We start from the raw sequence: 14,562 nt of genomic DNA on the forward strand, positions 1-14,562 counted from the left end.
AGCATGTTCCGCAGGTGAATAAACCCGTCATTCTTCAAGTTGCAGGTGTGTTGGCCGCCTTACTCACCCCAGTCACTTACTTATGTAAGCTCTTGGGGACTCGCTGCGTTGCCGCGTTACGATGCTCATCCCTGAGCATCGCCCTAAAGGGCTAACGCTTCGCGTTGTTCAAAACGTTAACGTTTTGTCCTGAAACTCGAATTATTTAGGGTTTTGTTTTTTTTATGTGAACAAAACTTTAAATGTTTGCTCTTGGTTTGAAGTTTAGGTGCCGTTGGCGATCGCGTCTAATCAAATGCGGCTATGGTGGGATAGAGGCTATTTATCAGAGTATACTTGTCGCTTACCCACTACAGAGTCTGACGATGGATATTAAACAGCTGCAATACCTATGCAATTTGGAGAAGGAACGCCATTTTGGCCGGGCAGCGGAAGCCAGTTTTGTCAGTCAGCCAACGCTCTCCATGCGGTTGAAAAATCTGGAAAAAGAACTGGATCTAGCGTTAATCAACCGGGGTAACAATTTTGAAGGCTTTACGGCCGAAGGCGAGCGCGTGCTGGCCTGGGCGCGGGAGATCGTTTCGGTTTATCAGGGGCTGAAGCTGGAAGTCGCCTCGCTGAAGCGCGGCGTGAGCGGGGTATTGCGCATCGGTGCGGTGCCGCAAAGCAGCATCGCGCTGTCGAGCCTGTTGGCTGCGGTGAATGAGGAATACCCACAGCTGGATTTTCAGATCTCGCTGTTCAGTGCGGATCAACTGTTGGAAGCGCTGACGGCCCATTCAGTGGATGTCGGTATCGGCTTTTTCGAATTTTCGACGCTGCAAGAACTGCACTTTCAGGCGTCACCGCTGATGGAGCAGGGCGTTGACCTGTTGTTCCATCCGCACCATTTCCCACAGTTAGTGGGGGATGCGCCGCTGACACTCGATGCGCTTTCTGACGTGCCACTCTGTCTGGCGGAAGCCAGCCGCTATTTTCGTCGCTATCTGGATAGCTATTTTCGTGAAATGGGCGTTTCGCCGTGGGTAAAGGTGGAAAGTGCCTCCATTCTGCAATTGCTCCAAAGCGTCTACGTTGGGCTTGGCTGTGGGATTGTGCCCCACGGCAGCCTGATTCCAGAGATGACCCCCGCATTAACGCTGCGTCCGCTGCAATTTCCCCCGATGCGCCGCCAGCCAGCCGTTGTCATCGCGCAGGCAGGCAGAGCGACGGCGCTTGCACAGAATTTTTTTGACGTCGCACAGCAGTGGTTGCAGGCTCAGTCATAGAGACTTTTGTCCTGTACCGGGGCAACCGATTTACTGGCACGAAGCCGTCTGACGGACTGACGAATCACCAGCGTACCATTTAGCAACAGGTTGCCAACGGGGGCGTCGGGGCGAATCAGACGATATTGCAGCAGCCTGATGGCTTCTTCGCCCAGCGCCTCACGCGGCACATGTACCGACGTTAGCGGCACGTCGTGAATGGCCGATAAATTAAATCCATCCATGCTCATCACCGAGATGTCCTGCGGCACGCGTAATCCCGCCTTGTTTAGTGCATTCACCGCCCCAACCGCGATAAAGTCTCCGCCTGCCAGAATAGCCGTGGGCCATTTATTCTGTGGGCAGCGGGCTAAAAAGTCGGCCATCACGTGTTCTGCATCCGCCGTACTGAAATTATCTAACGCCAGCAAATGTTCCTCGTTGGAGAAAGGAAGGTTGTGGTGCTGATAGGCATCCCGGATACCGTCCAGGCGTAGCTCCATCGTGTAGCGACGCAGGCATAACAGCGTCAACACGGTATGGTGCCCCTGTTCAAAGAGGTAGTGGGCGGAGAACTCACCAATGAGCCGATGCGCGGGGGCGACACCCGGTAACCGCATCTTGCGGTCGATGCAGTTAATCAATATGCAGGGCTTACCGCTGTCCGCCGCCAGCGCATGAATATACGGATCGTCAATGCCGATGAGCAGCGCGGCTTCCGTGGCCGGATCGCGAATTTTGTCTAAAAATAGCGCCACGTCGCTGTCATTTTCTTCCAGTCCGCAGTATCGCACTCGCACATCATGCGGCTTCAGGGCATCAATAATGCTCTGTACCACTTTGTGATAGAAAATGTCTGACCGAATATCAAATGCACGCGGTGGGGCGAAGATGGTCAGCCCATTCAAGAGCAGGCGGCCGTTAGCAAGATCGGTCAGAACCCCGCACTGTCTGGCACAGTTGAGAATGTCCGCTTTAGCACGCTCGCTGGTATTGGACTGACCAGACAGCACGCGCGAGACCGTACTGATCGAGTAACCTGTCCGCTGCGCGATTTCACGTATTTTCAGGTTTCCTTTCATTTTGTGATCCCGTTCACCTTCGAAAATGACAAAGTTTTCATTGCTATCTGTTGCCTGTTTTCAGTCGATATAGAGGGATTTATGCCTGCATTTTGACCATAGCATGAAAATGTTTTCAAAAAAGTGAGTGTTTCACGATTTTCAATTGTTCTACTCTCGATTTGGTAAACCAATTCCAGCAGTTAGCGGTAATAAAAATGGATTTAAATTAATAAATACAATGGCATAAAAACGGTTTGAGTGTTGGGTAGGCTATAAATACAAAAATGCCGCCGAGATATCAGACCAATGTAACCCTACTTTTCTGTATAGGAGTCACCATGAGTCTCGACATCAATCCGTCCGCCATCGCTACCAAAGGTAAACGCACATTCAGAAATCTTCGTTGGTGGGTGCTGAGCCTGTTTCTGCTCGGCGTTACTGTTAATTACATCACGCGTAATTCGCTCGGTATTCTGGCGCCAGAGCTGAAAAGCAGTATGGGTATCACCACCGAGCAATATTCCTGGATTGTGGGGGCATTCCAACTGGCGTACACCATTTTTCAGCCGATTTGCGGTTGGTTGATCGATGTCATTGGTCTGAAAATGGGCTTTATGATTTGTGCCACGATCTGGGCATTGATGTGCATCCTTCACGCGGGTGCCGGAAGCTGGCTGCACCTTGCGATTCTACGCTTCTTCATGGGGGCATCCGAAGCTGCGGCGACACCGGCGAATGCTAAAACGTTGGGCGAATGGTTCCCTAAGAAAGAGCGACCGATTGCGGCAGGCTGGGCTGGTGTTGGTTTCTCTATCGGAGCGATGCTGGCACCGCCGATTATCGTCGTCGCACATGCCTATCTGGGTTGGCAGGGCGCGTTTATGTTCACCGGTGCGCTGGCGCTGCTGTGGGTGGTGTTGTGGTGGCTGTTCTACCATAACCCTGAAGATCACCCCAATTTAAGCCGCGAGGAGCTGGATTTCATCCGTCAGGATAATGAAGCTCCCCCTGTCAAACTGCCTTTCTTCACCGCGTTGAAAACCGTCTCAAAAAACAAACGCTTTTACGGTATCGCGATTCCAGCCTTTATGGCTGAACCCGCGTGGGCCGTGCTCAGCTTTTGGGTGCCGCTCTATCTGGCGAATGAACGCGATATGGACCTGAAACAGATCGCAATGTTCGCGTGGCTACCGTTTCTTGCCGCCGATCTGGGCAGCATCGCTAGCGGCTACCTCACTCGGCTATACGTCCGCTGGTTCGGCTGTTCACGCGTCAACTCGATTGTGGCCAGCTCGGTAACGGGCGCGTTTCTTATGCTGTCGCTGGCACTGGTCGCCATCAGTAAAGATCCATGGGTGGCAATTCTGCTGATTTCCATCGGTGGATTTGGCCATCAGGTGATTTCCTGCATGTTGAGCGCGCTGGTCGTGGAATCGTTCGATAAAGGGCAAATGGCAACCGTGAACGGGATGAGGGGTTCGTTTGCGTGGATTGCCAGTTTTCTGTTCTCGCTGCTGATTGGCGTCACCGCCGACAAGATCGGCTTTAACCCGCTGTTTGTCGCAATGGGTTTCTTCGATCTGATTGGTGCTGTCTTCCTGATCGCGTTTATTGCTGAACGCCGAGGGAAAACGCGTTCACAGGCATAACGGCTTATGTCGACCGTTTAAGAAGCGAGAGACACGGGGCGACCGCGGAAACGGAGGGAAACCTATCCCCGTGTTTTTCCTAAAAATGGGCTTAAGTGACCTGCATTAAGCGTAACGGCTGGTTTATTTTTTCCTGAAAAGGACGCTGTATGAAAACGTTGAAAAATTGGGTGTTTCGTCATCAGAGCACCGATCATGTTGAGCTGCTGGTGGACGACAGGCATGTTTTTTGCCTGTACGTGCTTGAGCCTATGCTGGCCCGCGTGCTAATTAAACAGAATGGTGAGCTGAATCTAAACCGCACCTGGAGCATTGCGCCGCAGCAGGATGTTCCCTGGGAGGGACGCAACCGTGAAAGTAGCGAAGGTTTCAGCCTGCCGGGATTTTCGCTGGAACAAGTGGACGACGGTCTGCGTATCAGCACCGCGTGGATGCGCATTACGATTCACCAGCCGCTGTGGCTGGCGTGGGAATATCGTAATGAGCAGGGCGAATGGTTGCCGTTTGCCGCCGACCGACCTACCAGCGCTTATCTGCTGAATCCACACGGCGAGGGCGTTGCGCACTATCAGCGCCGTTTCCCGACGGAGCGCTATTATGGTCTGGGTGAAAAAGCGGGCGATCTCGAACGTACTGGACGCCGATTTGAGTTCCGTAATCTGGATGCTATGGGCTACAACGCGGCGAGCACCGATCCGCTGTACAAGCATGTTCCTTTCACCATCACCCGACGTGATGATGTCAGCTTTGGACTGTTCTACGATAACCTGACCACGACCTGGCTCGATCTCGGTAATGAAATCGACAACTATCATCTGGCGTATCGACGCTATCAGGCGGAGGCGGGCGATCTCGATTATTACCTGTTTATCGGGCCACGCGTGCTGGATGTGACGAAAGCCTTCGTGCGGCTGACGGGGAAAACGCTCTTTGGGCCAAAATGGAGTTTGGGCTACAGCGGATCTACCATGCATTACACCGATGCACCCGATGCGCAGCAGCAGTTGATGAAATTTATTGCGTTGTGCCGTGAGCACCATATTCCGTGTGATTCGTTTCAACTCTCGTCGGGCTACACGTCGATTAACAATAAGCGCTATGTGTTTAACTGGAACCACGACAAAGTCCCTCAGCCCGAGGTGATGTCGCAGGCGTTCCACGATGCGGGCCTCAAACTGGCAGCCAATATCAAACCCTGTTTACTGCAAGATCACCCGAAATATGACGAGGTATCAGCGCAGGGGCTCTTTATCCGCGATTCCGAATCGGATAGGCCAGAGCGTTCCAGCTTTTGGGATGACGAAGGCTCCCATCTTGATTTCACCAATCCGGCAACGGTGGCGTGGTGGCAGGAGAATGTCACCCGGCAATTGCTGGAGAAAGGTATCGACTCGACGTGGAATGACAATAACGAGTATGAAGTCTGGGATGGCGAAGCCCGCTGTCACGGGTTTGGCCAACCGATGGCGATCAAACATATTCGTCCGCTGATGCCGCTGTTAATGATGCGCGCCTCGTTAGAGGCACAGCAGCGCTTTGCCCCGACGCTGCGCCCTTACCTGATCTCTCGTTCCGGCTGTGCGGGAATGCAGCGCTACGTGCAGACCTGGAGCGGCGATAACCGAACCAATTGGCAGACGCTACGCTATAACACCCGGATGGGCATCGGGATGAGCCTGTCCGGTCTGTTTAATGTTGGGCATGATGTTGGGGGGTTTTCTGGAGACAAGCCGGACGCCGAGCTTTTCGTGCGCTGGGTACAAAATGGCGTGATGCATCCGCGTTTTACCATTCATTCGTGGAATGACGATCATACGGTGAACGAACCGTGGATGTACCCTTCAGTAACGGCTGCAATACGCAGCGCTATTGAATTCCGCTATCGCCTGCTGCCGTATTTTTACACATTGCTCTGGCAGGCCAGTGCGGATGATGAACCGATGCTGCGGCCAACGTTCCTCGATCACGAACAGGATCGCACGACGTTGGAGGAAACTGACGATTTCATGCTGGGGCGAGACATTCTGGTTGCCAGTGTGGTGGAGCCAGAGCAGCGCCAGCGGACGGTATATCTGCCTGTGAATACGTCTGGTTGGTACGATTTTCATTCCGGCCAATGGTTTAGCGGCGGACAAACGATTGTGCTGGATGCGCCGCTTGAGCGCCTGCCGCTGATGGTCAGAGCGGGAGCGATGATCCCGCTGTCGGGGCGAACGGCGTATGTCAGCCAATATGAAGATCAGCAGCGGGAATTCCTGCTCTTTCCGCCAGTCGCGGGTGGCACGGATAGCGGGCAGTTGTTTGAAGATGACGGGGAAACGTGGCAATGGCGTGAAGGGAACGCGCTGTGGTTACGCTGGGAAATCCGTACGGATAGCCAGCGGATTGACGTGATGTTCACATCGGAAGGACGGTATCAGCCTGCCTGGCAGCACGCGACACTGCGCTTGCCCACGGGTGAGCAGCGCCAGCTGTACATCAACGGCGTTCGTACGGATATCTATCAACACCAATAGTCACCTCAATTGTTCTATACGCTAAATAATTCGAGTTGCAGGAAGGTGGCCAAAAGAGGGACAAATTCGTCGGGAACGAATTTGACCAGCCAACGGCTGGCCTACGGTGAGAGACAGGATATCTCTCATTTCATCCCGATGAGCTTACTCAGGTAAGTGATTCGGGTGAGCGAATGCAGCCAACGCACCTGCGGCTTGAAGTATGACGCGTATATTGCGCCCCGGTCTTATTTGTTTACCGGGGCGTTTTTTTTGTTATGTAGAATAGGAATAATATCCGATTGGTTATTTTAAGGATAAGGAGATGTTAATGAAGTGAACAATATATTAAATATAAAAAAGAGTTGTACGAATACCCATAATAACCGCAGAACTACAAAATAGTTTAAATAGTAAAAAAACATTTTATAACAGTTAAAAAAATAGATACTTGGTAAGTAATAAGTTCGCAAATTATCAGCCAAAAGAATTAATAAAAACAAACACGGCAGCTTCTGATTCATTTGCGAACAGAGTTTTTATTTTAAGTGGAGTATTCGCAATGAAGAATAATCACCATGATCTATTTGCCGCTTTTACACTACCCAACGGCGCTACGCTGAAAAACCGGGTACTGATGGCCCCCATGACCACCTGTAGTGGGTTTTACGATGGGAGTGTAACCAAAGAGCTGGTGGAATATTATCAGGCCAGAGCTGGCAGCATCGGTACCGTAATTGTGGAGTGCTGTTTTATTGATGACAAAGGATTGGCATTTCCTGGTGCGATAGGGATCGACAATGATGACAAAATTGCCGGGCTGGCTAAAATTGCGACCGCAATTAAAGAAAAAGGCTCGACGGCGATCCTGCAAATTTATCATGGCGGCCGTATGGTCGAGCCGCGTTTTATCGGTGGTGCGACGCCAGTTGCTCCTAGCGCTATTGCCGCACCGCGTGCCGGTGCCATTGTCCCGGTAGCACTATCGGGCGATGAAGTCGAAGCCATGATCGGCAAATTTGGCGATGCTGTCCATCGTGCCATTCAGGCGGGTTTCGATGGGGTGGAAATTCACGGTGCGAATACCTACCTGATTCAACAATTTTATTCTCCCCACTCTAATCAGCGTGCAGATAAATGGGGCGGCAGCCGTGATAAACGCGCTGCATTTCCGCTGGCCGTTTTAGATATCACCCATGAGGTCGCCGGTAAATACGCCGATCCGTCATTTATCATTGGCTATCGCTTCTCACCAGAAGAGATCGAAGAGCCGGGTATTCATTTTGATGATTCGCTCTATCTGCTGGAAAAACTGGCGGCGCGTGGGCTGGATTATGTCCACTTCTCTATGGGGAATATCCTACGTTCATCCATTATCGAGACAAACGATCCGACGCCACTGATTAAAAAATATGTCGCTCGACGTTCTGCTACATTAGCGGCTATTCCGGTTATTGGCGTAGGGGATATCGTTAATCAGGCAGACGCTGACGCGGCGTTAGAAAATGGTTACGACCTGATTGCCGTCGGTAGAGCCTGTATTGCCTATCCCGATTGGACTGATTGCATTGCCGAACAGAAAAAACTCGATCTTTATATTGCCAGCGATAAACGTGAAGCATTAATGATTCCCGAACCGCTGTGGCGTTTTTCATTAGTCGAAGCCATGATCCGGGACGTGAATTTAACCAGCAAAAAATTTAAATCTGGGGTTTATCAGGAAAACGTTCAGGACGAGTGTGGAGAATTGCTTATTACTGTCCATTTTGAGCAGAATCGGGTCGCCGATATTGCACTGGATAATAGTGATATTGATGATTCATTGAAAATCAGTTTTGAAATTATCCGCGAACGCATTCTGGATACCAATAGCCCACACGTTGACGCGGTAACGGGTGCAACGGCGCAGAGTGAAGCGATCAAAAAAGCTGTCACCAAGGCGATGGTGAAATCGAGCAAAGACGCCATTGTTGCTGCTGGCGGTAATCCGAATGCGCGTCGTGAAGCGGATGTCGTGGTCATTGGCAGCGGCGGCGCGGGGCTGGCGGCGGCGATTCAAGCCAGCGAAGAGGGTGCTCGCGTTATCGTCATTGAAAAAATGCCCGTTATCGGCGGAAACACCATCAAAGCCTCTGCCGGTATGAATGCGGCGGGAACCGTCTTCCAGCAAAATAAAGGCATCGAAGATAGCCACGCGCTGTTCTATAACGAAACGCTGAAAAGCGGAAAACAGAAGAACAATCCTACACTGGTTCAATATTTTGTCGATCACGCGTCCGATGCAATTAACTGGCTGGCACAGCACGATATTGAGCTGAGCGATATCACCACGACGGGTGGCATGAGCGTGGACAGAACGCATCGGCCTGCCAACGGCGCAGCGGTGGGGGGATATCTGGTCAGCGGGTTGATTAAAAATCTCAATAAATACAATATTGAAGTACTGCTGGAAACGTCGGTGACGGAAATTGTCCAGGAGAAGGGCAAAGTGACCGCCGTCAAAGTGGTTAATGATGAGCAGGAAGAAAGCCTGATTACGACAAAAGCGGTGATTGTTGCCACGGGCGGCTTCAGTGCGAATCAGGCGATGGTGGAGTCATACCGTCCAGACCTGAAAGGTTTTGTCACGACCAATCACAAAGGCGCAACGGGCGGTGGGATTCGTTTGTTGGAGCAGATTGGCGCGGATACGGTGGACATGGGGGAAATTCAAACTCACCCAACGGTCGAACAGACGACCTCTTACCTGATCTCCGAATCTATTCGCGGCGGTGGCGCTATTCTTGTGTCGCAGCGCGGGGAACGCTTCTTCAACGAGATGGAAACACGCGATAATGTCTCGTCAGCCATCGTCAATTTGCCGGAAGAATACGCGTATATTCTGTTCGATGAACAGGTAAGAAATCGCAACCGGGCAGTTGAAGAGTATGTTGCCCAAGGGCTGACCGTCAGCGCCAGTAGCGTGGCTGAACTGGCTGAAAAACTCGACATGCCGCAGACTGCGTTGCAAGCCACACTCGATCGTTACAACACCTTTATTGCTGATAAACGCGATGAAGACTTTGGTCGTTCAACAGGCATGCGCGACCCGTTGAATCAGGCACCTTACTACGCTATTAAAGTCGCTCCTGGCGTGCATCATACAATGGGCGGCGTGACGATTAACGCGAAAGCGGAAGTGTTGAACCGCCACAAAGAGACGATCTCTGGCGCTTATGCGGCAGGGGAAGTGGTGGGGGGGATTCACGGAGCTAACCGGATTGGCGGCAACGCCGTGGCGGATATCATTATCTTCGGCATTCAGGCGGGGGTTCAGGCCGCGGCCTATGCTAAGTCACCACGTCATTCAGGTGTTTTCCCAACGAAGGCGCGTAAAGCCAAGTTTGTGAAAAACACGGCTGAAAAACAGTCTGTTATGATGGCGAGTCAGTGATAGAAAAATAGCGCTAATGGCGAGCGTCTGAAAGGACGCTCGCGAGGTTTTAACCATTTCCTCTCTGCGCCGAAATCCGTTCATGGAAACGCCTTTATGCCCTCTGTCGATAATGCTTACGTCTATTCTGTTCATCTGATGGGCAGCCCTATTCTGCTTAAACTGTTCGTCCATGATGAAGCTGCGGTCCGGCAGGTTTTCCTGCGTATCAAGCAGCTTGAAGACGTGCTCACCGTTAATCGGGCACAGTCTGAAGTGATGAGCATCAACCACGCGGCGGGAAAAGAGTATGTTTCAGTCAGTCCGGTTGTTTTTGAACTGATTAAACGTGCCAAAGCCGTGAGTCTGATTGAAAACAGCGGCTTTAACGTGGCAATCGGCCCTGTCGTCAAACTATGGAAAATCGGTTTTAGCGGCTGCACAGTGCCAGATGGAGAATTGATACATCAGGCACTGGCAGTAACGCAACCTGAGCGCATTATCCTCAGAGAGCAAGACTGCGCCGTATTGTTAGAAAATGCAGGAATGGAGATCGATCTGGGGGCCATTGCGAAAGGCTATATTGCCGATATCGTCAGGGACGTCCTGCGTCAACACGCTATTCAGGATACATTGATCAATCTGGGCGGTAACGTGCTGGCTATCGGCAGCGCGTTGGCGGATGAGCAGGGGCTATGGAGTGTCGGGTTGCAGAAACCTTTTGCGGACCGCGATAGCCTGCTCGGCGTGATTAAGGTGAAGAATAAATCCGTGGTGACATCCGGCGTTTATGAACGTTTTTTTACCGTAGACGATCGTATCTATCACCATATTCTCGATCCTCGAACAGGTTATCCGCTAGATAATGAGTTGCACAGCGTGACGGTTATTTCGAACGATTCCCTCGATGGTGATATCTACACCACGTTGCTTTATGGCATGGGTGTTAGTGCAGGTATTCACTTTCTACAAAACCAACCTGATATCGAAGCGATCTTTGTGACGAAGAATAAAGAGATTATCTTTTCTTCTCAGCGGCACTATAGGTTTGAATTGCTGGATAAGGAGTATTCGCTGACTATACGGTGAAGGTTGGAACTGAGCTGAAAGGTGAATAACATGGCGTTTATTAAGGAAGATTTTATCCCGATAGGGGATAACGAGCGGATTGTCTTACCCGATTTAACCGGGCGGCATCATTTGGCTGTTAATGTCGATGACTTGCTCGAAGGCTTGTTACCTTTATGGCAGATTATTGAAACCGAGTGCGTGGCAGCCTGCTGTGGCTTTGATGCTTTTGATTTCTCTGCTGATACACTTTATGCCGCAGCTCGCAAGCTGGACGCTCCAGAACTTGGCCACACACTACACTGTGCCATTGAGCAAATAACCTTGCTGGATACCACGGTGATATCCAGCAGTTATCTGAATAATCTGGCAGATAAACAGGCCTTTATTACCCTGTTGCAGCACATTCGTACCAGTTTACCGCAAGGAAACGACTAAATTTATGTACGCTCAGGCACAAAGCTGGAAACACGCTCCCGCACCGCAGCAAACTGCGCCGCTTAATTTTCAGGCGCTGTTTACGGATGAGGAAGCTGAAAAAATGAAGCAGGGCATCATTCCAAAGCAAATGGAAGATAAATGGTTTATCTATTTTGAGGACGGTTGGCTCCGTTTTCATCGGAGTTGGACTGGCTTTTTTATCTATGCGCTGAAACTGGATGGTTCACCCGCCGGCGTTCGGGTCACGGACTCATGGGTTAATAGAGACCCGGCACAATACACGAGTACCGATCTGGATTATGACCAGAATATGCTGCGTTATCTTATAGATGTGGCGCTGCTGAGAAAGGGAGGAAAGTAGCCCATCAGGGACAGGCTACTTTTGATGACTTATTTCAGTTCCAGCTCGTTCATTGCAGCGATGCTGAAGCCGCCGTCAACGTGCAGGACTTCACCGGAGATACCGGCAGCCAGATCGGAACACAGGAACGCAGCAGAGTTGCCCACGTCTTCAATGGTAACGACACGGCGGATTGGCGTAACGGCTTCGCAATGAGACAGCATTTTCTTGAAGTCTTTGATGCCGGATGCAGCCAGTGTACGAATTGGGCCCGCAGAGATAGCGTTGACGCGCACGCCCTGAGCACCCATGGCGTTCGCCATATAACGTACGTTCGCTTCCAGAGAGGCTTTCGCCAGACCCATCACGTTGTAGTTAGGGATGGCGCGCTCAGCACCCAGATAGGACAGGGTAACCAGTGCAGAGTTAGGGTTCAGCATCTTACGGCAGGCTTTCGCCATCGCGACGAAGCTGTAAGAGCTGATGTCGTGAGAAATGCTGAAACCTTCACGGGTAACGGCATCAACGTAGTCGCCGTCCAGTTGGTCGCCCGGTGCGTAAGCAATAGAATGCACGAAGCCATCAAAGTTCGGCCATACGTTAGCCAGTTCGGTAAACAGTGCTTCGATGCTCGCATCTTCAGCGACATCACACGGCAGAACGATGCTGGAACCCAGCTCGCTGGCAAAGCCTTCAACGCGTGCTTTCAATTTATCGTTCTGATACGTGAATGCCAGTTCGGCACCTTCACGTTGCATTGCTTGTGCAATACCGTAGGCAATAGAACGGTTGCTGGCAACGCCTGTTACCAGAATGCGCTTACCGGTAAGAAAACCCATAGCAGTAATCCTTGTGATCATTGTTGCTGCGATCGCCACTCTTGTGCCTGTAAACCTACGCGGCAAGTGACGACCGAGATGAATAAACCGCGCAATTCTACCATGTTGGGGACGGTAGGGGTACTCCGAGCAGTATCCCCCTTTTTCCACAGTCCAGTGACCGCAGAGGGGACCGTCGTTGTGCGCGAAGATTAACGTTGTGCACCGTCTCGTCGCCAGGCATCGGCGCTGAGCGCTTCGCCAAAGTGGCTGGCAATCAAACGTTTCGTCAGGTCATGCAACGGGGCGGACAACACATCGGCGGTACTGCCGCGTTCGACCACTTCACCTGCCTGCATCACCAGAATCTGGTCGCTGATGTGCTTCATCATGCCCAGATGCTGCGTCACGTAAATATAAGAGATACCGTGCTTTTCCTGTAACTCCAGCATCAGATTGATAATCTGTGATCGCATAGACATATCCAGCGAAGCCAGCGCCTCATCGGCCACAATCACTTTCGGTTGCAGAATGAGCGCACGCGCCAGACCGACGCGCTGTTTTTGCCCCGGCGCGAGCGCATGCGGATAGTAATAAGCGTGATCGGGCCGTAACCCAACCTGCTGTAGCGCCTGATTAATTGCTCTTTCGCGCGCTTCGGCGCTGAGATCGGTATTCAGCCGCAGCGGAACATCCAATAGTTGCCCGATACGCTGACGCGGATTGAGTGCATTGCTCGCATCCTGAAAGATCATACGGATGCGCTGACTGCGGTAGCCATAATCGCCGTAATGCAGCGGATGATCGTCGATAACCAGCTCACCGGACGTTGGGGCGATCATGCCTGACAGCATTTTCGCCAGCGTCGATTTCCCCGAACCGTTCTCGCCGATGATGGCGAGTGTCTGGCGTTCACGTAGCGTAAAGCTGACGGATTTCACCGCTTCAACATGCTGACGACGGAACAGCCCGGTCCGGTAACGGAACGTCTTGGTCAGGTTGCGGGCTTCAAGCAGCATCTCAACCATCACGGTTCCTCCATGTTGAGCGGAAAGTGGCAGGCATATAAGTGGTTCTTAATCGAGAGCAGTGGCGGCGTTTGCATACACTGTTTTTGTGAATAAGGGCAGCGCGGGCCAAGTCGACAGCCAATCGGCAGGTGTTCCAGTGATGGAATTGCGCCGTTCAGGGTGTTTAATCGACTTTTGTGCGGCAGGGAGCGGCCGAAATCGGGCATCGCACGGATCAGTGCCTGCGTATAAGGATGATGTGGCGCAGTGATCAAATCTTCACTGGTGGCGCTCTCCACGGTTTGTCCGCAATAGAGCACGTTGATCCGATCCGCCCATTTGCTCATGGTTTGCAGGTCATGGCTAATGAGAAGAATCGTCGTGTTATTGTTTTGGTTCAGACGTGATAGCAGGCGGAAAATCTGCGCCTGCGTGGTGGATTCCATCGCATTGGTCGGCTCATCGGCAATCAACAGGCGCGGCTGGTTCGCCAGTGCAATCGCAATCATTACTTTCTGACACTCGCCATCGCTCAGTTCATAGGGATAGCTGCCCATAATGTCTTTGTGATCTTTAATCCCGACGCGGTGCAGTAGCTCGATAGCACGGCGCTTGCGCCAGTTGAATCGCTGCCACCAGCGGCCTTTATACGTCCAGCCAGGAATCGCCTGCACCAACTGCCGACCAATGCTCTCGGACGGATCGAGACAGGATTGCGGCTCCTGAAAAATCATGGAGACGTTATGGCCGACCAGTTTACGCCGTTCACGCGACGACAGTTGCAGTAGGTCGATATCATCGAAGCGGAAGCGGTCGGCGGTGACACGCCAGTTCTCTTTGGTGATCCCGCAGATGGCTTTGGCGATCAGGCTTTTGCCGGAGCCAGATTCGCCCACCAGTCCGCGAATTTCCCCTTCGCTCAGCGTCATGCTGACGCGGTCGACGGCCTTTACGGCGCCATCGGCGGTCAGAAATTCAATCGTCAGGTTACGGATATCAAGTAATGGCATAGGGAGTC

General features: G+C 51.8%; 11 protein-coding genes. 7 read left to right on the forward strand and 4 right to left on the reverse strand.

What is annotated here, in order from left to right; all coding sequences use genetic code 11:
- Positions 1–365 precede the first annotated feature (365 nt).
- Positions 366–1,268 (forward strand): LysR family transcriptional regulator, encoded by a 903-nt coding sequence (locus tag CLR69_RS03485; protein WP_129711633.1) that lies wholly within the window; start codon positions 366–368, stop codon positions 1,266–1,268.
- Here CLR69_RS03485 and CLR69_RS03490 read toward each other — a convergent pair.
- The gene (locus tag CLR69_RS03490; protein WP_129711632.1) at positions 1,259–2,329 is read right to left on the reverse strand and encodes a LacI family DNA-binding transcriptional regulator; all 1,071 of its coding nucleotides are present in this window, start codon (positions 2,327–2,329) and stop codon (positions 1,259–1,261) included. The genes CLR69_RS03485 and CLR69_RS03490 overlap by 10 nt on opposite strands.
- Positions 2,330–2,649: 320 nt before the next feature.
- Between CLR69_RS03490 and CLR69_RS03495 the strand changes: the two genes are divergently transcribed.
- The 6 genes from CLR69_RS03495 to CLR69_RS03520 all read left to right on the forward strand — a co-directional run bounded on the left by CLR69_RS03495 (position 2,650) and on the right by CLR69_RS03520 (position 11,737).
- Entirely contained in the window at positions 2,650–3,960 is a 1,311-nt protein-coding gene (locus CLR69_RS03495; protein ID WP_129711631.1) for an MFS transporter, read from the forward strand.
- Positions 3,961–4,109: 149 nt separating this feature from the next.
- Complete coding sequence (locus tag CLR69_RS03500; RefSeq protein ID WP_129711630.1) at positions 4,110–6,476, forward strand: glycoside hydrolase family 31 protein; 2,367 nt, start codon at positions 4,110–4,112, stop codon at positions 6,474–6,476.
- Positions 6,477–7,017: 541 nt separating this feature from the next.
- The gene (locus CLR69_RS03505) at positions 7,018–9,888 is read left to right on the forward strand and encodes a flavocytochrome c (RefSeq protein ID WP_129711629.1); all 2,871 of its coding nucleotides are present in this window, start codon (positions 7,018–7,020) and stop codon (positions 9,886–9,888) included.
- Positions 9,889–9,984: 96 nt separating this feature from the next.
- Complete coding sequence (locus CLR69_RS03510; protein ID WP_129711628.1) at positions 9,985–10,956, forward strand: FAD:protein FMN transferase; 972 nt, start codon at positions 9,985–9,987, stop codon at positions 10,954–10,956.
- Positions 10,957–10,986: 30 nt separating this feature from the next.
- Entirely contained in the window at positions 10,987–11,373 is a 387-nt protein-coding gene (locus CLR69_RS03515; RefSeq protein WP_129711627.1) for a DUF6331 family protein, read from the forward strand.
- A 4-nt stretch (positions 11,374–11,377) separates the two neighbouring features.
- Entirely contained in the window at positions 11,378–11,737 is a 360-nt protein-coding gene (locus tag CLR69_RS03520) for a hypothetical protein (RefSeq protein ID WP_129711626.1), read from the forward strand.
- Between the two features lie 29 nt (positions 11,738–11,766).
- On the opposite strand, the gene fabI is transcribed toward CLR69_RS03520, so the two are convergent.
- The 3 genes from fabI to sapD all read right to left on the reverse strand — a co-directional run bounded on the left by fabI (position 11,767) and on the right by sapD (position 14,554).
- Positions 11,767–12,555, reverse strand: a complete 789-nt coding sequence (fabI, locus tag CLR69_RS03525) for an enoyl-ACP reductase FabI (protein ID WP_010276729.1) — start codon at positions 12,553–12,555, stop codon at positions 11,767–11,769.
- A gap of 191 nt (positions 12,556–12,746) precedes the next feature.
- A complete protein-coding gene (sapF, locus tag CLR69_RS03530; protein ID WP_005972439.1) occupies positions 12,747–13,562 on the reverse strand; it encodes a putrescine export ABC transporter ATP-binding protein SapF in 816 nt (271 codons plus the stop codon).
- Positions 13,562–14,554, reverse strand: coding sequence for a putrescine export ABC transporter ATP-binding protein SapD (sapD, locus tag CLR69_RS03535; RefSeq protein ID WP_129709775.1), 993 nt, complete (start codon positions 14,552–14,554; stop codon positions 13,562–13,564). The genes sapF and sapD overlap by 1 nt, the downstream gene beginning before the upstream one ends.
- Between the last annotated feature and the right edge of the window lie 8 nt (positions 14,555–14,562).

The sequence above is a fragment of the Pectobacterium zantedeschiae genome (assembly GCF_004137795.1).
GTDB classification, from domain to species: Bacteria; Pseudomonadota; Gammaproteobacteria; order Enterobacterales; family Enterobacteriaceae; genus Pectobacterium; species Pectobacterium zantedeschiae.